Origin of the sequence: Flagellimonas sp. (genome assembly GCF_965215805.1) — a bacterium.
GTDB lineage: Bacteria > Bacteroidota > Bacteroidia > Flavobacteriales > Flavobacteriaceae > Flagellimonas.
Window position 1 is genome coordinate 855,298 of the sequence record NZ_OZ244124.1, and the last position, 19,407, is coordinate 874,704.

Here is a 19,407-nt window from a genome sequence, read left to right on the forward strand (position 1 = left end):
TTGAGCGATTCCCTCAAAAAATTCCTAAAAATTGCCGTTCCGATCCTTATCGGTTTGGGGCTGGTGTTTTATTCCTACGCTTCAACAACCCCGGAGGATCGAACAAAAATTTTGGAGGCTATTAAAAATGCCGACCCTATTTGGGTGGTGTTGTCGGTTGCCATTGGAATTTTGAGCCATGTCTCCAGAGCAATCCGTTGGAACTATCTTTTAGATCCCATGGGATATCGTCCCAAATTGGTCAATAATGTGCTCATTATCCTTACCAGTTATTTTGCCAATACCTTGGTCTTGCGCTCAGGAGAGTTTTTAAGGGCCACAGCGTTGAACACCTATGAAAATGTTCCTTTTGAAAAAGGCTTTGGCACCATTGTTACGGAAAGAATTATTGATCTGATCATGTTGCTGCTTATCATTACCATCGCGTTGCTAGTGCAAACCGATGTGATTCTGGGCATTCTTGAGGAAAATGGAATTGGACTTGCTGGGTCTTTGACACTGCTCTTGGTGGGAGTTGTTGGCCTTCTAATTTCCATTAGGCTTATAAAAAAGTCTTCATCCAAGCTTGCAGTCAAAATAAAAACCTTTCTCACCGGTCTTTTGGATGGTGTGCTCAGTATTTTTAAAATGAAGCGCAGGGGCGCTTTTGTTTTCCACACCTTGCTGATATGGGCATGCTACATTGCCATGTTCTGGGTGATAAAATTTACTGTCCCCGAAACCACTGATCTACCTCTCGGTGCCTTTTTGGTAGCCTTTGTGGCCGGCGCCTTTGCCATGGCTACCACCAATGGAGGTTTGGGGCTTTTCCCCATCATGGTAACAGCAGCTTTATCGGTATACGGTATTAGCAAAACATCCGGCGACGCCTATGGATGGATCATGTGGACCGCACAGACCTTAATGGTGGTGGTTTTTGGCACAATATCCTTTATTGTGTTGCCGTTATTGAATAGAAATCGGTAAACCCCTACCATCAAATCCTATCCAATGAAAAAATGGCTATTGGTTCTAACTGGCCTATTGTGCCTTGAGCTTGGTGCCCAAGTTCAAAAAGAAATCTTTGAATCCTTCAAACTTCAGGAGCGCAGGGATGTTTCCTATTATTTCCCGGAGAATTATTCAGAAGACCAAAAATATCCTCTGATCGTGGTCCTTGATGCAGAATACCTGTTTGATTTGGTGGTGGCCAATGCCAAATTCTATAGTGAGCATCAAAGAATGCCGGAGACAATTATTGTTGGGGTTCATCAAGCCGAGGGTGACATCAGATGGGAAGATTGTGATTTTGAACAGACCACTGGCCTCCCTACAGAAAAAGGTGCCAACTTTTATGAGTTTTTGGGCACGGAACTTATTCCCTATCTAGAAACCAGCTACAATATTGCCCCTTTTAAAATGTTTGTGGGCTACGATATAACCGCCAACTTTGGAAATTACTTTTTATTCAAGGATCGTTCACTATTCAACTCCTATCTGTCCATTTCCCCTGTTTTGGCCACGGAAATGGAAAGTCGTGTCCCTTCAAGATTGTCCGACCTAAACCAACAGATTTTTTACAATGTGGTTCTGGAAAAGGAAAAAACAGAGGACAGACAGCGTATTCTTCAAATGAACAATGCCATCAAATCCATAGATAAGGAAAGCTTGCATTACTTTTTTGATGAATATAACAATGCCGACCATGTTTCCATAGCCGCTTATGGCATAAGCAAAGCTTTTGACAACGTGTTCAAGATATTTAGGCCGATAAGCCCCAAAGAATACAAAACGGAAATTCTTACTTCGGATGAGCCTGTATTTAAATATCTTGAAGATCGGTATGACATGATTGAAAATCTGCTCGGTTTCAGAAAACCTGTGGAGCTCAATGACATCATGGCCATCTATGCGGCCTGCCTTAAAAAAGACGATTTTGAATCCTTGAAACCCCTGTCCGAAATCTGCAAAAAACAGTATCCGGACACCATGATGGGCTTTTACTTTGAAGGGGAATACTACGAGGAGCTTGGCGAACCCAAGAAAGCCTTTAAAACTTTTGAAAAAGCCTTCCAAATGGAAGAAATCGATTTTCTTACCAAAGACATGGCCCTGGATAAAATTGACGCCCTTAAGGCGGATTTTGGATATTAATCTCTTGGAAAGTTAGATTATTGGATAGATGGATTTTTCGAAAAATGAATCCTGGAAATCCTATAATGCAACCATCTAAAAATCCATACATCATATTCCATATCTTTGGGGTCTTCTTTAACAACAAATGGCCAAGACCAAAACTGCCTTCTTTTGTCAAAACTGTGGTGCCCAATACCCCAAATGGGTAGGGCAATGTTCGTCTTGCAAACAGTGGAATACCATTGTGGAAGAAGTAGTTCAAAAAGAGGAAAAAAGAAGCTGGAAAACTGATAGTGGTACCTCCAAAAAGGTATCCCGTCCTTTAAAAATTGCCGAAATTACCAACGAAAAAGAACTGCGGTTGGATTCCAAAGACCAGGAGTTTAACCGAGTATTGGGAGGGGGCATTGTCCCAGGTTCCCTGATTCTTTTAGGTGGCGAACCCGGGATAGGAAAAAGTACCCTCCTCCTTCAAATTGCCTTGAAACTTAACTACAAAACCCTATATGTATCGGGTGAAGAAAGCCAAAAGCAGATCAAGATGCGGGCAGACCGTATTCATCCCAACAGTGAAACCTGTTATATCCTCACAGAGACCAAAACCCAAAACATCTTTCAACAGATAAGTGCCCTGGAGCCGGACCTGCTGGTAATAGATTCCATACAAACGCTACATACGGATTATATTGAATCGGCTGCGGGAAGTATTTCCCAAATAAGGGAGTGCACGGCAGAACTGATCAAGTTTGCCAAAGAAAGTAACACCCCAGTCATTTTGGTGGGGCATATTACCAAAGATGGTACCATCGCCGGCCCCAAAATCTTGGAGCATATGGTAGACACCGTATTGCAGTTTGAAGGAGACCGCAACTATGTGTACCGTATCCTCCGCTCTTTAAAAAACAGATTTGGCTCCACAGCTGAACTGGGCATTTATGAAATGCAAGGCAGTGGCCTAAGGGAAGTAAACAACCCCTCGGAAGTCCTTATTTCCAAAAACGAAGAAGATTTAAGCGGAACGGCCATAGCAGCAACCGTAGAAGGAATGCGACCTCTTCTGATAGAAATCCAAGCCTTGGTCAGTACCGCTGTTTATGGAACCCCGCAACGTTCGGGCACCGGATTCAATGCAAAAAGACTGAACATGCTTTTGGCGGTTTTGGAAAAACGAGCTGGGTTTAAGTTGGGCGCCAAGGATGTATTCCTGAATATTACAGGGGGAATCTCTGTGGATGACCCCGCCATTGATTTGGCTGTGGTGGCAGCAATTTTGTCCAGCAATTCTGATATTCCCATTGAAAAGGGAGTTTGTTTTGCTGCCGAAGTTGGTCTAGCCGGGGAGATTAGACCCGTACAGCGTGTTGATCAGCGCATCATTGAAGCCGAAAAATTGGGTTTCAACAAAATCTTCGTTTCCAAAAACAACAAGATCGGATTAAAAAATACGGCAATTCAAATTCAATTGGTTTCAAAAATTGAGGACGTAGTCCACTCCTTGTTTTAACCAACAAGATATTTTCCCAGCTCAATTCTGGTTTTCAGGGTCTTATATTTTATATTTAAGAAAACATATATATGAAATCCGTAAAGACCCTCACCCTATTGGTGTGTTTGATCATTTTCTCCTGCGCCAAGGAAAAAGAAAATCCGGTAAAGACATATCATACCACTTGGCAGCATTACTTAGGTGATCCCGAACAGACCCACTATTCAACACTAAAACAAATAGATACTTCCAACGTAGCAGGGTTGAAATTGGCGTGGTCCTATAAAAGTGGCGGCTTGGAAGATGAAAGAACCACCCAAATCCAAACTAATCCAATGATAGTAGATAAGATGCTCTATGGCGTAAACGCAGCTTTGGAGCTGTTTGCCCTTAATGCCGCTACAGGGGAGGAAATATGGAATTTTGAACCGCCGGAATCAAAGGATTCAGGTTTGGGAGTTAATCGTGGATTGAGCTTTTGGGAGTCCCAGGGAGAGGATCCCAGCCGTATTTTTTTCTCATCTGGATCCAACCTTTTTGCGATCAACATATCGGATGGAAAACCTATTAGTTCCTTTGGGAATGATGGTAGTATTGATTTAAGGGATGGTTTGGGAAGAGACCCCCAACAACTGTCCGTAGTTGCAAATACCCCGGGAATTATTCATAAAAACTTGCTTATCCAAGGAACCCGTGTTGGAGAGGGGCCTGGTTCCTCCCCAGGGCATATCAGGGCATACAACGTGTTAACCGGAGCCATTGAATGGACGTTCCACACCATTCCGCAACCTGGTGAGATGGGTTATGAAACTTGGCCCCAAGAAGCATACAAAACAGTGGGCGGGGCAAACAGTTGGCCCGGAATGGCATTGGATCAAGAAAGGGGCATGGTTTATATTCCCACAGGATCTGCTGCCTTTGATTGGTATGGAGGAGATAGGGCAGGCGCTAATTTGTTTGCCAATTCCCTTTTGGCTTTGGATGCCAACACTGGGGAACGCAAATGGCATTTTCAAATGGTTCATCACGATACATGGGATCGGGATTTACCCGCACCACCCAATCTTTTCGAAATGGAAAAGGATGGCGAGACGATTCCTGCTGTGGCTCAAGTAACCAAAAGCGGACACGTATTTGTTTTTAACCGTATTACCGGAGAACCTTTATTTCCGATTGAGGAAAAGTCATATCCTTCATCTCCTTTGGTAGGTGAAGAGTCCTACGCAACCCAGCCCCTGCCGACCAAACCCAAGCCCTTTGCACGCCAAATATTGAACGAAACAGATCTTTATGATCCAAACAGACCAGCTTTTGTAGATGACTTTGTAGACAAAGATCAAAATATTGACCCCCCGACGGTGTTGGAAAAATTCAAAGGGATAACTTCCAAAGGACAGTTTATTCCCATAGATACCATCGGAACCATGTTGTATCCTGGCGCAGATGGCGGAGCCGAATGGGGAGGTGCTGCTTTAGATCCGCGAAGTGGTATTATGTATGTGAATTCCAACGAAATGGCCTGGATTGTACGCATGCGGGAGGTAGGGGGCAAAGATGGGGAGGAAAGCAATCCAGGACAGTCCCTTGCCCAGATCCATTGTGCCCGTTGTCATGGGGGAGAGTTCCAAGGCTTGGCAGGGATTCCAGAATTACAAACCGTAAAGGACCGGCTTTCTGTGGATTCCATAGCAACCGTGATCAAAAGCGGGCGAGGTGCCATGCCTGGAATGCCCAATTTAAATGATACTGAAATTAGGGCCATATCCAATTTTATCTCTGGAATTACGGAGGAAACAGACCATAGAGTTGAAGAAACTTCGGTAAAAGTTCCCTATGCAGTGGCTGGATTTGGTCGATTCAAGGATGATCGAGGGTTCCCAGTGGTAAAACCACCATGGGGAACACTCAATGCCATCGATTTAAATTCGGGGGAATATCTCTGGACTATTCCACTTGGACATGAAGAGCAGTTAAACGACCCAAACATTCCCGTTTCAGGAACAGAAAATTATGGTGGTCCGGTAATTACTGCAGGAGGGGTTTTATTTATTGCCGCGACCAAGGATGAAAAAATTCGAGCCTTTCATATGAAAACAGGCCAGCAATTATGGGAGGACCAGCTCCCAGCTGGGGGTTACGCCACCCCTGCAACCTATGATGTTGACGGTCAGCAGTATGTGGTCATAGCATGTGGCGGCGGCAAAATGGGCACTCCTTCGGGAGATGAATACCGCGCCTACACCCTTAAATAAGTTTAAGGAGCGGGGTTGGGTATGGCATTGTGAATGGCCTCAATTCCGTCCAAAACCTCATCGGAAAGGTCAACATCAATACTTGCAATGTTCTCCTTTAACTGTTCCATTGTTGTTGCCCCAATGATGTTGCTCGTCAAAAATGGCCTTGTATTCACAAATGCCAAGGACATTTGAGCCAAACTTAGACCATGGTATTGGGCCAATTGTTGATACTGCTGTGTTGCCTTGGTGGAATTATCACTACTATAGCGATCATAATGCGGGAACAAGGTCAATCTTCCTTTTCTGGGTTTGATTTCATCCAAGTATTTTCCACTCAACACGCCAAAGGCCATAGGTGAATATGCCAAGAGACCGATGCTCTCACGGGTTGCAACTTCGGATAATCCCACCTCAAAAAGTCGGTTAAGCAAGCTATACGGGTTTTGGATGGTAAGCATTCTGGGCAAATCTTGGTGTACCTTGCTCTCCTCCAAATAACGCATGGTTCCCCATGGTGTTTCATTGGAAAGGCCCACATGCCTTATTTTCCCCTCTTTGATCAAATCCCTAAGTGTTTCCAATATTTGGTGGATGTTATCTTCCCATGGATCCATGATCTGGGAATTGAATCCACGCTGACCAAAATAATTGGTATTCCGTTCCGGCCAATGCAATTGATACAAATCAATGTAATCGGTTTGCAGCCGTTGCAAACTTCCGTTGACCGCACTAATAATGGAATCCTTGCTGAAGCCTGTCGTCCTAATATATTTGGTGAAATCAGCCCTTCCTGCAATCTTTGATGCTAGGACCACCTTATCCCTATTCCCAGTTTTCTTGAACCAACTCCCGATTATCTCTTCCGTCACGGCATAAATCTCCTTCTTGGGCGGAATGGGATAAAGCTCGGCCGTATCAAAGAAATTCACACCTTGATCAAGGGCGTAATCCATCTGTTCATGTCCTTCTGATTCGGTGTTCTGCCTCCCCCAGGTCATGGTTCCCAAACAGATTTTACTTACTCTAATATTGGTATGTGGTATTCTAGTATATTTCATTGGGCCATCAAATTACAATTGGCAAAAATAAGCAATAGGAATTTTGGCTTTTTAACGGAAATGTTATTTTTCCACCTCAAGAAGAATCGGACAGTGGTCGCTATGCTTGGCGTCAGAAAGAATCACTGAACGTTTAAGCCTGTCCTTTAATGATTCATTAACCATGCCATAATCCAATCGCCAACCTTTGTTATTGGCACGGGCATTGGCACGGTAGCTCCACCACGTATAGTTATGGGGCTCCTTGTTAAAATGCCTGAAGCTGTCAATAAATCCACTTTTGATAAAACTCCCAATCCATTCCCGTTCCACAGGTAAAAACCCTGAAACGTTTTTATTTCTGACCGGGTCGTGGATGTCTATTGCCTCATGGCAAATGTTATAATCCCCACAAACAATGAGATTGGGTCGCTCCTTTCGAAGTTGATCCGCATATTTTTGGAAATCGGCCATATAGGTCAATTTAAACTCTAAACGGTCCATGTTGGTGCCTGATGGCAAGTACATGCTCATCACAGAGATATCACCGAAGTCTGCCCTTAGGTTCCGCCCTTCAAAATCCATGTAGTCAATTCCAGTGCCATACTCCACATGGTCCGGTTCTTCCTTGCAAAGCAATGCAACTCCGCTATACCCCTTTTTTTGGGCACTGAACCAGTAGTTGTGCTGATATCCCGCAGCTTCGAAAAGGGAAACATCCACCTGTTCTTTCATGGCCTTGGTTTCCTGCAGGCAAATCACATCGGGATCCACCGCCTGTAACCAATCAATAAATCCTTTGTTTAACGCGGCTCTGATACCGTTGACATTGTAGGAAACAATCTTCATTGGAAAAATTTTCTCTAAAAATAACCAATGTCATCCGTTAGGAAAAAGAATGTTTCCAATTCCTTTCGCCCCTAATAGGACAAACCAAATCCGAAGGGATACAAAGGGTTTTCGGAGTCGTAGGGCACATCTTCCAACTGCTTTTCAACGGCTTCTTGGGAGGAAGGCAACTCAAATGGCAATTTTGCCATCGGATTTACTTCGCCCGAGAGGAGGCCTACCAATGCTTCGTCGCTGGTGCCAAAATCAACGAGCAAAGCATTGGCTTCTGCACTGACCTCAGTTAGTATCGCGGGTCGTTCAAGTGTAGCTACAACAATGGAAGGTTTGTCCTGTATCAGGTCCAAGATTTCTTTTTTCTCTTCCTCGGAGTAATACAATCTGCCTTGATGGAAAAAAGACTCCAAGAAATAATCGGTACGCTCATCATAGGGAGTTTGGATTCGGGCTATGACCACATCCGCTTTATCAGGATTGTTGACCAATTCACCCAAACTTGCATAGGCCTCTTTGTTCTCAACACCATGAACATATAACTTCATGGTTTTTTTCAAGGGCAACAAGCCTTCATTCTTGAGTAGTACGGTTGACTTTTGTTGCGCCAATTTTCCCCTTTTTCTAAAATCGCTGTTTCCAGCTATAATTGTAGATGCCTCGACATCCACATATGGATTATCGAAAAGACCCAACTTGAACTTATCCCGTAAGACGCGTCGAACCGAGACATCAATGCGATCCTCCGTAAGCTGACCCTCCGCTACCAACTCAGATATGATCTCAGGAATACTTTCCCCTCCCAACTGATCACATCCAGCGTCGAAAACCTTTTTAACGCGCTCTTTAATGGTCAAATGTTCTACGCCCCAGGCACGACCTTCACCCATTTTGGTATCCGTGATGATATTCCAATCCGTACAGACCACCCCCTTGAAATTGAGCGAATCACGCAAGAGTCCGGTAATGATATCCTTGTTGAACCCAAAGGCCACATCCTCACTTGTCTGTCCAACAGGAATTCCATAATAGGGCATAATTTGGGCGGTATTCGCTTCAAAGGCTCCTTTGATGAAAGGTTTTACGTGATAATCAAAGTTGTCCCCAGGATAGGCTTGTTCCTTTCCGTATGGAAAATGGGGGTCTTCGCCATCTTTCTGTGGGCCTCCTCCTGAAAAATGTTTGGTCATACAGGCCACACTATTGGTATCCAAAGAATCTCCTTGAAATCCCAGAACATAAGCTTTGGTCATCATTGCAGACAGGTCTGCGTCCTCCCCAAAAGTTCCGTTGGTCCTTCCCCATCTAGGTTCTGTGGCCAAATCGGCCATAGGGTGCAAAGCCAACCGAATACCCACGGCCAAATATTCTTGGCGGGCAACATCCGCAAACTCCCTGACCATGAGGGTGTCTCTGGAGGCTGCCAACCCCAAAGAACTGGGCCACTGTGAAAAAGCAGGGGTGTACAAGGAAGCTCCTGGATTGTTGGATGTGCCATGGCGGGGATCCGTTGCTATGGTAATGGGTATGCCCAGTCGGGTCCGCTCTGCCATTTTCTGAATGGTATTGTTGTATTCAGCCATAAGATTGGCATCCAAGGAAGTCAGAATATTAAAGCTGTTCAATTTCTTCTTGGCTATGAGTTCCGAGTTGGAGGGAAGCACAAAAGACATAATAATGTTTATGGGATCCAAGGATAAGACGGGAGTCTCCAACGGCTTACCACTCGGAGTGGATCCAATCATGGTCACAAACAGCGATCCTGTTTTTTCATCCAAGGTCATCTGATTCACCAAGTCGTTTACCCGGTCTTCAATGGGAGCATTTTTGTTTTCGTAAACGTCCAGCTTACCATTTTTGTTAAGGTCCCGGAATGTTATCCCATGGGCAACCAGGGTTGGAGCCTCTTCACCCAGCAAATCCATATTATCATTGGATTTTGCCTTTTTCGAAAAGTACAGTACAGTCCATCCCACCAGAAGCAAGGTGATAAGGGTGAGCAGCACATATTTGAGAATTTTTAGGAACTTTTTCATGTTTATTATATCATTTCGACACAATAATACAATTTTATTTTAATGTATCAAATTGACACATTAGATTTTTTGTATTTTTGGCTTCAATGGCAGATATCGAATCTCAAATCAAGACCCTAAAAGATCTTATTCCTAAATTCCTTCCCGGACATTCCGTGGATTGTGTCATCTTTGGTTATGAGGAAAAAGAACTTAAGGTCCTCTTGTTGAATTGGAAGCAAATGGACCTTTGGGCGCTGCCAGGAGGATTCATTTTCAAGGACGAAAGCATGGACGATGCTGCCCAACGCGTTTTGGAAGAACGGACAGGTCTTTCCTCCATTTTTCTAAAACAATTCCACACTTTTGGAAAAATTAAACGGTCAGATCACAGTCAGCAAGAGCACCATAAAAAAATTATGGCCTTGATGAAGCCCAATAAGCAAGATCAGCAGATCTTCATCGATTGGTTTGACCATCGTTTCATTACTACGGGATATTTTGCACTGACCGATATTGGAAAAGCCACCCCAAGACCCGATTTTTTGAGTGATAGGTGTGAATGGAAAAATGTTTCGGAGCTTCCTGAGCTTATTATCGATCATGCGGAAATCATTCAGCAAGCCATGCACCAGCTTAAAATCCAACTGAATTACCTACCCATCGGCATTTCTCTGCTTCCTGAAAAGTTCACCATGATCGATCTTCAAAAATTGTATGAGGCCATTTTGGGTAGGTCTTTGGAACGCAGCAACTTTCAACGTAAAATCTTAAAGATTGGCTTCCTGGACCGTCACGAAAAACTAATGTCGGGAGCGGCCAACAAAGCTCCCTACCTCTATTCCTTCAACTCCTCCAAATATGAACAACTTCTGGAGGAAGGCATTGGTTTCCGATATTGAATCATCCAGTTCCCATTTTTGGAACACTAATTGATTATTCATGATGAAATCAAATTTTTAATCATGAAAAAACTCTTGATTTTGAGCATTTTGCTCACTGGATTAGCAATGAACGCACAGGCGTACCCTAGATATGACAACAACCACGAATTGAAGTTCAATGCTGGCCTATTTCTGGCGACTGGATCGGTGGAAGGTTCTTATGAATATTACTTTACCGAAGACACCAGCTTTGGGGGAACCGTTTATTTTAATAATGACGCTACAGATTACAATGGCGATTTTGGTATAGGTCCCAATCTTAGGGCCTATTTTGGATATCAACCTAGAACTGGCCTCTTTGTGGAAGCCTTTGGACTCTACTATACTTGGGACGAAGAGAATCTTGAGGAAGACGTACGGTTAAGAAACGACAACTTCAGTACCATTGCACTTGGGTTGGGACTGGGAAATAAGTGGGTTACCCCAAGCGATAATTTCACCTTGGAAATTTACGGCGGGGTTGGTAGAAATGTAAACCCCGAGGCTTTCCAAGACACTTTTATGTTTCGTGGTGCCTTGTCTGTTGGGTTTAGGTTTTAAGCTGTAATTTTAAGGCTTAATCCTATCCAATGACAGCCTTACTTCTGATAGACATACAACAAGGTCTCCAAGAACTCGATTTTTATGGGGGGGAACGCAATAATCCCGAAGCGGAAGCCAATTGCGGCAAAATTTTGGCAGCTTTTAGAGCTAAGGGGCTTCCCATTTTCCATGTGCAGCATTGCTCTATCAATCCTGAATCTCCACTTCACCCGGATAAACCCGGCAACAATTTTCATCCCTTGGTCCAACCAAGACAAGGTGAACCCATTTTCCAAAAAACGGTCAACAGCGCTTTTATAGGTACGGACTTGGAATCCCAGCTCAAAGCCCAGAACATTTCGGATTTGGTTATTGTTGGACTTACCACGGAACACTGTGTATCCACCTCCACAAGAATGGCCGCCAATTTAGGATTCAACACCACCTTGATTTCCGATGCCACCGCTGCCTTCAATAAAATTGGCATTGATGGAGAAAAATATAGCGCCGATTTGGCTCATAAAATTGCTTTGGCCAACCTCAAAGACGAGTTCGCCAGCATACAGGATACCCAAAGTTTGTTACAGGAACTTGGCTAATTCCTTCTTATTTTTATAAGATCAAAGTCCAATACAACCCATGCTCCGTACTACACTTGTTTTTATCTTTTCCATTTTATTGTCTTTTTCCTCCTCGTTTGCCCAAGAACAACCCTTAAGGGTTGGGGTAGCAGGTCTGACCCATACCCACGTGCACTGGATTTTGGGAAGGGAAGACAAAGGTGATATCCAGTTAGTGGGTATGGTAGAACCCAACAAGGACTTGGCCCAACGGTATGCAGACCAATATGGCTATTCCATGGATTTGGTTTATGATACGCTTGAAGAGATGATCGCTGCCACAAAACCAGAGGCTGTAACTGCCTTCGGAACAATCTATAATCATCTGGAAGTCGTACAGGTCTGTGCGCCCAAAGGCATTCATGTGATGGTGGAGAAACCCATGGCCGTAAGCTTGGACCATGCAAAAAAAATGGCGGCTTTGGCCCAAAAGCATAACATCCAACTTCTCACCAATTATGAAACTACTTGGTACCCAACCAACCACAAGGCCAAGGAGTTGTTGGAACAGGGAAAGGTGGGCGATTTAAGAAAAGTCATCGTTCGTGATGGCCACAGGGGTCCGGCAAAATTGGGCATTAATCAAGAATTTCTGGATTGGTTGTTTGATCCTGTGGAAAATGGCGGTGGTGCCATCATGGATTTCGGTTGTTATGGAGCCAATCTTATGACTTGGCTTCGGAACGGGGAGCGGCCCAATACCGTTACAGCAGTTACCCAACAGCTGCAACCTGAAAACAATCCCAAAGTGGACGACGATGCTACCATCATCCTGACCTATGACGATGCCCAAGCCATTTTGGAACCTTCCTGGAATTGGCCTATGGGACGCAAGGATATGGAAGTTTACGGACTAACAGGAGCCATCTATGCCGATAACCGAAACACCCTCCGCATCCGCATGGCAGAAGGCTATGATGGCTATAATGAAGAGACCATGGTTTTGGAAGAACGGCCAGCCCCATACAATGACCCGTTTGCATTGCTTGAGGCGGTAGTACGAAAAAAAATTAAGTTGCCTCCCCATAATCTGTATTCCATAGAAAACAACTTGGTGGTCATGGAAATCTTGGATGCGGCCCGAAAAAGTGCCAAAAAAGGCAAGACAATCACCCTAAAAAAATAAAATCATCAATCGCTATTTCAACTCAGCCCATTCATGAAAAAAATTCCTTCGCTCCTCCTCCTCGGTCTTATGGCAATTGCCGCCAGTGCCCAACAGGCCCCACAGGATTCCATTACCCAATTGGATGAAATTATACTACTCGAAGATGTGGTTCCCAAGAGAGCCGTCGGAATAACGGCATCATCTACCTTGGGACCCTCCACTTTTGAAAAATTTAATCCCATCGATATTGCCTCAGCCATTAACCAAGTATCAGGGGTGTATATCCTATCAGGAGCTTTGAACACCAATCGAATTACAATTCGTGGGGTGGGCGCCCGCACCTTGTTCGGGACAGATAAGCTTCGCTTATATTTTAACGGCATTCCCGTGACCAACGGTACTGGTTCTTCCACCATAGAGGCCTTCGATTTTGAAAATTTAGGTTCCATGGAGGTCATCAAAGGGCCCAAGGGCACCTCATTCGGGGCCAATTTGGGTGGAGCCATTTTGTTGGATACCAGACCAGCTTTTGAAAACGAAACCCGATTGACCAATAGCTTCACCGTTGGATCGTATAGCATGGTCAAGGACAATCTAACATTTCAGCATACCGAAGAACGTTTGAACCTTAGCTTTAGCTACAATCATTTTAAAACAGATGGGTATCGGCAGAACAACAACTTTGAACGTGATGGATTTTTGTTGGCATCAGAGATAAATCTCGGCACCAAAAGCAGTTTGGGCATTTTAGTAAACTATATTGACTATACCGCCCAGATTCCAAGTTCCATCAACCAAAGTGATTTTGATGAAGACCCCACCCGTGCTGCCGGAAACTGGTTGGCCGCACAAGGTTTTGAGGCCAACAAATATTCTTTGATAGGTCTTTCGTATACACAAGAGTTTACCGAAAACTTTAAGAACACTACCAGCATTTTTTACACCTATTTAGATCATTACGAGCCACGGCCCTTCAATATTCTAGACGAATTCACCAATGGTTTTGGATTGCGAAGCCAGTTTCAGGGAGGAAATCTCTCCACGGGTGAATATAGTTTTGGCGTTGAGCTGTACAAGGACGAATACCATTGGGGTACTTTTCAAAACCTTTTTGGGGATAACAATGGCAATGGGAGTCTGCAAGGAGATCGTTTGAGTCGTAATCGGGAATTCCGAGATCAATTGAACCTTTTCGGAACCTTTACCCTTCCGCTGTCCAATGCTTTGTATGCCCAAGCTGGCCTGAACCTCAACAGTACGAATTACGATTTCAGGGATTTGTTCAACACGGGAGCTGCCAACACTTCTGCCGAAAGGGATTTTGATGCCATTTTGTTGCCCAGTTTAGGGTTGAAATACCAATTGAAAAAAGGGTGGTTATACGCCAATGTAAGCCGAGGGTTTTCCAATCCCAGTTTGGAAGAAACCTTGACGCCTGATGGGGTAATCAATCCCGATATTGCCCAGGAAACTGGAATGAACTACGAACTTGGCGGCAAGCTCACTTTTTTAAAGCCCAAACTCTATTTCAATTTTGCACTTTATAGAATGAACATTAACGATCTATTGGTGGCGCAGCGCACAGGTGAAGATCAGTTTATTGGAAGGAATGCAGGGGAAACCCGCCATCAAGGTTTGGAACTGGATGCCAAATATGTACTGCCACTTTGTGAAGGCCTACAACTCTCTCCCTACATAAGCTATACCCTTAACGATCATAGTTTTGTGGATTTTGTGGATGAGGACAACGACTATTCGGGAAATCCATTGACCGGGGTGCCCAAACATCGCATTAGCTCTGGCTTGGATTTGCAGCATGCCAATGGTTTGCAACTGAATCTGACCCATCAATTTGTAGATGAGATTCCATTACGGGACAACAACTCGCTCAACAGCGAATCCTTCAACGTTCTGCATGCAAAACTTGCGTATCAGACCAGTCTGTCTAACCACATTTCCTTGGGATTAAATGCAGGGGTTAACAATCTTTTTGACACCAACTATGCCCAAAGTGTATTGATCAATGCCTCCAGTTTTGGAGGTGCACCGCCCCGTTATTTTTATCCAGGCAACGGCCGCAATGTATATGGAGGTGTCCGATTGGGGTATCTTTTCTAAATTTAAGAACCGCCGTAACCGGTTCAAAGATGAATTTAAGCGATTCCTTACATAGCACCGAATTCCTAAAAAAAGAAGCCTATTTTCTGGAACATGGAAAGTTATGTGTGAAGATTGGCAAAATTGAAAAGGGAGTGCTAAGGGGATTTGTATACAATAGCGAAGGTGATGAGATTACCACCCATTTTTATCAAGAGGGTGATATGGTGGTAGGAAGTTTTTTACCCAATACCCAAATGACGATGTCCATTCAGGCCATGGAGGATTGCCAAATCTCCATTGCCAATTATGCCGAAGTGATGTCCTACGTGAACAAGGACAGGGAAATTACGGAGATCATTACCCGGGAGTTTCAGAAACTGAACAATCAACTGCAGTCGCGGTTGGTATCACTTTTAAACTTGACCTCCCTGGAAAAATACGAGCGGTTCCTAAAGGATTATCCTGGATTGCTCAATCGAATTCCGCATTACTACATTGCCAACTATCTGGGCATCACCCCTACACAACTAAGCAGGGCCCGAAAACAGTTTTCTCAACAAATGTAAACGGGAAAGAGCAGCTTTGTCCCTTGCTTTGTATTCTAATTACAACATATAACTATGAATACTGAGTTATCCGACAATGCATTTGAAACAGCCTTTGGGAATTTTGAAGTCCCTCCCTCCCAATTTAATCACGAAGCCCACCTGCGATTGGCATGGATCCATATTAAAAAATATGGACTTGAAATGGCCATTCGGAACATTTGCGCCCAACTCGTAGCTTATGTGGAACATCTTGGGGCAAGGGATAAATACAATGTCACGCTAACGGTAGCTTCGGTAAAGATGGTCAGTCATTTTATGGGCAAATCCAATTCGGACAATTTTCCAACTTTTATCTTGGAATTTCCCCAACTCAAGACCCGTTTTAAGGAATTGATCGGAGATCATTATGCCATGGATATTTTTAACTCCAAAGAAGCCAAGAAAAAGTATATGGAACCCGACCTGTTGCCTTTCGACTAAAAGCAAAGACAATCTTGTTTATGGTTTGATGGGATATATTATATTTATCCACTTTAATCCAACCCTCAACCATGAATAGAGCCCTAAAATTTCTTTTTGCCCTGCTACTTATTGCCATCGCTTCTTGCTCCAAGGAAGAAGATTGCGTAGAGACCATTTGCCCTGATGGATTTAATAATTGTATAGACCGTCCGTGCGGACTTTAAGTTGGAAAAACCCCAGCTTTTAGCACAATATCAAAATTGCGTTTGCGTTTTTAAATGCATCAACCTATAACCCCAAACTTATGAAACCCATCCTAGGTGGATTGTTGGCCTTTTGCCTACTTTTTATGTCCTGTTCCACAGATGCCGAAAAGCAAGAAGACCCTAATGAAAATACTTCCCTTATTGGGACCTGGTATTTTATTGCCTACATAGACGACGAGGGCCAACAAGATCCAAATGGCTGTGACAACAATGATTTTATCCGGTTTAATGAGGACGACACTTTTGATTTTGCCTATTATTATATTGAAGGTGAAGAATGTATTACCCGTGGAGATCAGACCGGGCAGTGGTCCTATGCTTCCGACGGGATTTTGGAATTGGTTTATAACGAACAGGAAACCCGTGAAGTGGGGTATGTCATCGAAGAAAATATACTAACCTTGACTATTGATGAAGGTCTTGGGGAGTACCAAGAAAAATATGAAAAGGAGGAGTAATCCAGCTTCCCCTTTAACGAATTAAAGCCCCGATTAGTTGGGGCTTTTTTAATTTTCTGTCCCTTCTTAGACTAAAGCTGGGAATATGGTAACGGTTTTAGAAACACCCGGAGGATATTGTTCATGGAATTGGCATATTCCTCCATTTTTATGATTCGTTGCCATTCCGGGTGGGCAATAAACTTGGACCAGCCTTCGGCATGGGCTTCCTTATCCTTTAAGGCCAGCATATAGGTCAAACAAGGTATTTGTCCCCCGGCCATATTCACCCCAAAAAACACCATGGGCAGTCCCGCATCCGCAAAAATGGGAAACTCTGCATCATTGAACATCTTTACCTTGCGGCGTAAATCATCCTCATTGGCGCTTGTATAGATCCGTAACTCAAAAAGGTTGGACGCGTCATCGGGTTTCACCAAATTGGGAAAGCCTGTCGAGGATCGAATCAAGCTGGTGGAAATGCGTTTGTAGGGCACGGCAGCTCCGGCTACCAAATAATCATGGGCATCTTTCTTGTATTGTTCATCTTGGGCCAAGGCATCCTGACTATCCTGAAACGCCTGGATATTGGCATAGGCCACCAACAAATAGATCTTCTTGGGCAAAGCATCCCCAGCTTCTTCAAAAGCCCCAACATTTTGGATTCCCTGTCGGTTTAGGGCAGGAATGAGCGCATCCTTAAAATAGTTGTGCAACACATCCGCAGATTTAAAAAATTCCAACTCGTAAGTTCGGAATTCGTATACCTCTGCTTGGGCATTGCTAAATTGAAACTGAATCAATAGAAAAACAAGGGAGCAAAATAGTTTGGCTTTCATGATTGTTGGGTTTGATGGGTTTGAAAGTAGTATTGACCTCCAACAAGATACTAAAATGTTCTTGGCAAAGGGTTCCAATATTGGCTTTCCACACCTCAGCAGATAAAATCTTACATTGTTGCTTCTAAAAGTTATATTTGGATAGACAATTCCCGTTGCATCATGATGTTAAGATTAAAAAGTTCGCTGACCCTATGTATTTTGATCTTGATATGGGCCTGCAACACCAAACCCAAGGACAACACTACAGCAACCGAGGCAACTGCCCCTCCGCCCAACATTTTGTGGTTGGTGGTAGAAGATATGGGGCCTTATATCCCTCCTTTTGGGGACTCTACCGTGGTAACCCCCAACCTCAGCAAATTGGCTTCTGAAGGGATTCGCTACACCCGCCTCTTTTCACCATCCGGGGTTTGTGCTCCCAGTCGGGCGGCCATAGCTACAGGTATGTACCCCACAAGCATTGGGGCCAGCCATATGCGCACCCATTCCTATACCGAAGTAACTGGATTACCCGCTTACGAGGCCATTCCTCCTGCGGAGGTAAAGATGTTGAGCGAACAATTGCGAAAGGTGGGCTACTTCTGTACCAACAATGCCAAAAATGATTATCAGTTTAAAGCGCCCGTGACCGCATGGGACCAAAATGGCAAAGATGGCCATTGGAGAAACCGAGCTCCAGGACAGCCTTTTTATTCCATTTTTAATTTTGGGGTCACCCATGAATCTGGGCTTTTTGAACCTTACGAAAGGGAAGAAGTCATCCCCAAGGATACTCCATTTCCCATTCCACCATATTTGCCAAACACCGAAGTAGTGCGCCGTGACCTTTGGAAAATGTACAACAACATTGCCCTGATGGATCGTCAGGTCGGCGAAATTCTAAATCAACTGGAAGAAGATGGGCTTATGGACAACACCATCATCTTTTTCTATGCCGATCATGGCGGACCTTTGCCCAGACAAAAGAGATTGGTGTACGATTCTGGGCTCAACGTACCCATGATCGTGCGCTTCCCTGATAAAAAGAATGCTGGAACCATAGATGACCAGCTGATAAGCTTTATAGATTTTGTGCCAACGGTGCTTACCTTGGCCGGACAAACCCCACCCGATTATTTACAAGGCCAAACATTTTTGGGAGATGAGGAACAAAGACAATACATCCACGGAGCTGCAGACCGATTTGATGGCGTAACCGATGCCATCCGAGCGGTACGCGACTATCGCTACAAATATGTACGAAACTATAGACCCGAACAAGGCAATTATCTGCCAAACCAATACCGTGAGCGCATCCCCACCATGCAGGAACTCTTGCGCATGCGCGACAAGGGAACACTTAACGAGGTACAGTCTATCTGGTTTAGGGAAAGTAAACCCAAAGAAGAACTCTACGATTGCATAAACGACCCCCACGAGATCAACAATTTGGCGGGCCAACCTGAGCATGCCGAAAAACTCCAAGAGCTAAGTACAGAAATGGACCGTTGGCTTACTGAGATTGGCGACCAACCTAACCTACCCGAACGGGAATTGATCGCCCAACTCTGGCAAGGCGCTGAACAACAACCCGTGACCCAAAAGCCTGTGGTACTGCAAGTGGACAGTGAAATTAGCATGGAATGCCCTACCCAAGGGGCCAGTATTGGCTACCGAACCCTCCAAGATAGTCTCCCCTCCGCATGGCACGTTTATTGTGCTCCTTTTACCGTTGAAAACGGCACCCAATTGGAAATCGTAGCCCACAGGATTGGGTTTAAGGCGAGTGAGGTGGTACAGTTTCAAGTGTCTTTTTAACTCAAGGTGCCAGCTTAAATTTGTTAGC

General features: G+C 44.3%; 18 protein-coding genes. 14 read left to right on the forward strand and 4 right to left on the reverse strand.

Annotated features, from left to right (window positions below; genetic code table 11):
* The 4 genes from ACOOE0_RS03810 to ACOOE0_RS03825 all read left to right on the forward strand — a co-directional run bounded on the left by ACOOE0_RS03810 (position 1) and on the right by ACOOE0_RS03825 (position 5,853).
* Positions 1–966: a lysylphosphatidylglycerol synthase transmembrane domain-containing protein gene (locus ACOOE0_RS03810; RefSeq protein WP_420401147.1), complete on the forward strand. Its 966-nt coding sequence runs from the start codon at positions 1–3 to the stop codon at positions 964–966.
* A gap of 24 nt (positions 967–990) precedes the next feature.
* Positions 991–2,133, forward strand: coding sequence for an alpha/beta hydrolase (locus ACOOE0_RS03815; RefSeq protein ID WP_420401148.1), 1,143 nt, complete (start codon positions 991–993; stop codon positions 2,131–2,133).
* A gap of 127 nt (positions 2,134–2,260) precedes the next feature.
* Entirely contained in the window at positions 2,261–3,619 is a 1,359-nt protein-coding gene (gene radA / locus ACOOE0_RS03820; RefSeq protein ID WP_420401149.1) for a DNA repair protein RadA, read from the forward strand.
* Between the two features lie 71 nt (positions 3,620–3,690).
* Positions 3,691–5,853 carry a pyrroloquinoline quinone-dependent dehydrogenase gene (locus tag ACOOE0_RS03825; RefSeq protein WP_420401150.1) on the forward strand — a complete coding sequence of 721 codons (2,163 nt, stop codon included), beginning with the start codon at positions 3,691–3,693 and terminating at the stop codon, positions 5,851–5,853.
* 2 nt (positions 5,854–5,855) lie between these two features.
* On the opposite strand, the gene ACOOE0_RS03830 is transcribed toward ACOOE0_RS03825, so the two are convergent.
* From ACOOE0_RS03830 to ACOOE0_RS03840, 3 genes are all read right to left on the reverse strand, one after another.
* Positions 5,856–6,896, reverse strand: a complete 1,041-nt coding sequence (locus ACOOE0_RS03830) for an NADP(H)-dependent aldo-keto reductase (RefSeq protein ID WP_420401151.1) — start codon at positions 6,894–6,896, stop codon at positions 5,856–5,858.
* Between the two features lie 63 nt (positions 6,897–6,959).
* Positions 6,960–7,724 (reverse strand): exodeoxyribonuclease III, encoded by a 765-nt coding sequence (locus ACOOE0_RS03835; protein WP_420401152.1) that lies wholly within the window; start codon positions 7,722–7,724, stop codon positions 6,960–6,962.
* 71 nt (positions 7,725–7,795) lie between these two features.
* Positions 7,796–9,754, reverse strand: a complete 1,959-nt coding sequence (locus tag ACOOE0_RS03840; RefSeq protein WP_420401153.1) for a glycoside hydrolase family 3 protein — start codon at positions 9,752–9,754, stop codon at positions 7,796–7,798.
* Positions 9,755–9,840: 86 nt separating this feature from the next.
* Here ACOOE0_RS03840 and ACOOE0_RS03845 point away from each other — a divergent pair, with 86 nt between their 5' ends.
* The 9 genes from ACOOE0_RS03845 (at position 9,841) to ACOOE0_RS03885 (ending at position 16,761) form a co-directional block, all read left to right on the forward strand.
* Positions 9,841–10,635, forward strand: a complete 795-nt coding sequence (locus ACOOE0_RS03845; RefSeq protein WP_420401154.1) for an NUDIX hydrolase — start codon at positions 9,841–9,843, stop codon at positions 10,633–10,635.
* 63 nt (positions 10,636–10,698) lie between these two features.
* A complete protein-coding gene (locus ACOOE0_RS03850; protein ID WP_420401155.1) occupies positions 10,699–11,217 on the forward strand; it encodes a hypothetical protein in 519 nt (172 codons plus the stop codon).
* Between the two features lie 29 nt (positions 11,218–11,246).
* Positions 11,247–11,798 (forward strand): cysteine hydrolase family protein, encoded by a 552-nt coding sequence (locus ACOOE0_RS03855; RefSeq protein ID WP_420401156.1) that lies wholly within the window; start codon positions 11,247–11,249, stop codon positions 11,796–11,798.
* Positions 11,799–11,838: 40 nt separating this feature from the next.
* A complete protein-coding gene (locus ACOOE0_RS03860; protein ID WP_420401157.1) occupies positions 11,839–12,945 on the forward strand; it encodes a Gfo/Idh/MocA family protein in 1,107 nt (368 codons plus the stop codon).
* Positions 12,946–12,978: 33 nt separating this feature from the next.
* Positions 12,979–15,045, forward strand: a complete 2,067-nt coding sequence (locus ACOOE0_RS03865; protein ID WP_420401158.1) for a TonB-dependent receptor family protein — start codon at positions 12,979–12,981, stop codon at positions 15,043–15,045.
* Positions 15,046–15,074: 29 nt separating this feature from the next.
* The gene (locus tag ACOOE0_RS03870; RefSeq protein ID WP_420401159.1) at positions 15,075–15,593 is read left to right on the forward strand and encodes a Crp/Fnr family transcriptional regulator; all 519 of its coding nucleotides are present in this window, start codon (positions 15,075–15,077) and stop codon (positions 15,591–15,593) included.
* 54 nt (positions 15,594–15,647) lie between these two features.
* Positions 15,648–16,055 carry a hypothetical protein gene (locus ACOOE0_RS03875; RefSeq protein ID WP_420401160.1) on the forward strand — a complete coding sequence of 136 codons (408 nt, stop codon included), beginning with the start codon at positions 15,648–15,650 and terminating at the stop codon, positions 16,053–16,055.
* 71 nt (positions 16,056–16,126) lie between these two features.
* Positions 16,127–16,261, forward strand: coding sequence for a hypothetical protein (locus ACOOE0_RS03880; RefSeq protein WP_420401161.1), 135 nt, complete (start codon positions 16,127–16,129; stop codon positions 16,259–16,261).
* An 80-nt stretch (positions 16,262–16,341) separates the two neighbouring features.
* Positions 16,342–16,761, forward strand: a complete 420-nt coding sequence (locus tag ACOOE0_RS03885) for a lipocalin family protein (RefSeq protein ID WP_420401162.1) — start codon at positions 16,342–16,344, stop codon at positions 16,759–16,761.
* Between the two features lie 71 nt (positions 16,762–16,832).
* On the opposite strand, the gene ACOOE0_RS03890 is transcribed toward ACOOE0_RS03885, so the two are convergent.
* On the reverse strand, positions 16,833–17,579 hold the full coding sequence (locus ACOOE0_RS03890) for an NIPSNAP family protein (protein ID WP_420401163.1): 747 nt from the start codon (positions 17,577–17,579) through the stop codon (positions 16,833–16,835).
* Between the two features lie 162 nt (positions 17,580–17,741).
* Between ACOOE0_RS03890 and ACOOE0_RS03895 the strand changes: the two genes are divergently transcribed.
* Positions 17,742–19,379: a sulfatase gene (locus tag ACOOE0_RS03895; protein ID WP_420401164.1), complete on the forward strand. Its 1,638-nt coding sequence runs from the start codon at positions 17,742–17,744 to the stop codon at positions 19,377–19,379.
* Positions 19,380–19,407 lie beyond the last annotated feature (28 nt).

Excerpts from the sequence above, each read along its gene's own strand:
- ACOOE0_RS03815 (WP_420401148.1), top strand. The coding sequence starts at position 991 with ATGAAAAAATGGCTATTGGTTCTAACTGGCCTATTGTGCCTTGAGCTT.
- radA (WP_420401149.1), top strand. The coding sequence starts at position 2,261 with ATGGCCAAGACCAAAACTGCCTTCTTTTGTCAAAACTGTGGTGCCCAA.
- ACOOE0_RS03825 (WP_420401150.1), top strand. The coding sequence starts at position 3,691 with ATGAAATCCGTAAAGACCCTCACCCTATTGGTGTGTTTGATCATTTTC.
- ACOOE0_RS03830 (WP_420401151.1), bottom strand. The coding sequence starts at position 6,896 with ATGAAATATACTAGAATACCACATACCAATATTAGAGTAAGTAAAATC.
- ACOOE0_RS03835 (WP_420401152.1), bottom strand. The coding sequence starts at position 7,724 with ATGAAGATTGTTTCCTACAATGTCAACGGTATCAGAGCCGCGTTAAAC.
- ACOOE0_RS03840 (WP_420401153.1), bottom strand. The coding sequence starts at position 9,754 with ATGAAAAAGTTCCTAAAAATTCTCAAATATGTGCTGCTCACCCTTATC.
- ACOOE0_RS03845 (WP_420401154.1), top strand. The coding sequence starts at position 9,841 with ATGGCAGATATCGAATCTCAAATCAAGACCCTAAAAGATCTTATTCCT.
- ACOOE0_RS03850 (WP_420401155.1), top strand. The coding sequence starts at position 10,699 with ATGAAAAAACTCTTGATTTTGAGCATTTTGCTCACTGGATTAGCAATG.
- ACOOE0_RS03855 (WP_420401156.1), top strand. The coding sequence starts at position 11,247 with ATGACAGCCTTACTTCTGATAGACATACAACAAGGTCTCCAAGAACTC.
- ACOOE0_RS03860 (WP_420401157.1), top strand. The coding sequence starts at position 11,839 with ATGCTCCGTACTACACTTGTTTTTATCTTTTCCATTTTATTGTCTTTT.
- ACOOE0_RS03865 (WP_420401158.1), top strand. The coding sequence starts at position 12,979 with ATGAAAAAAATTCCTTCGCTCCTCCTCCTCGGTCTTATGGCAATTGCC.
- ACOOE0_RS03870 (WP_420401159.1), top strand. The coding sequence starts at position 15,075 with ATGAATTTAAGCGATTCCTTACATAGCACCGAATTCCTAAAAAAAGAA.
- ACOOE0_RS03875 (WP_420401160.1), top strand. The coding sequence starts at position 15,648 with ATGAATACTGAGTTATCCGACAATGCATTTGAAACAGCCTTTGGGAAT.
- ACOOE0_RS03880 (WP_420401161.1), top strand. The coding sequence starts at position 16,127 with ATGAATAGAGCCCTAAAATTTCTTTTTGCCCTGCTACTTATTGCCATC.
- ACOOE0_RS03885 (WP_420401162.1), top strand. The coding sequence starts at position 16,342 with ATGAAACCCATCCTAGGTGGATTGTTGGCCTTTTGCCTACTTTTTATG.
- ACOOE0_RS03890 (WP_420401163.1), bottom strand. The coding sequence starts at position 17,579 with ATGAAAGCCAAACTATTTTGCTCCCTTGTTTTTCTATTGATTCAGTTT.
- ACOOE0_RS03895 (WP_420401164.1), top strand. The coding sequence starts at position 17,742 with ATGATGTTAAGATTAAAAAGTTCGCTGACCCTATGTATTTTGATCTTG.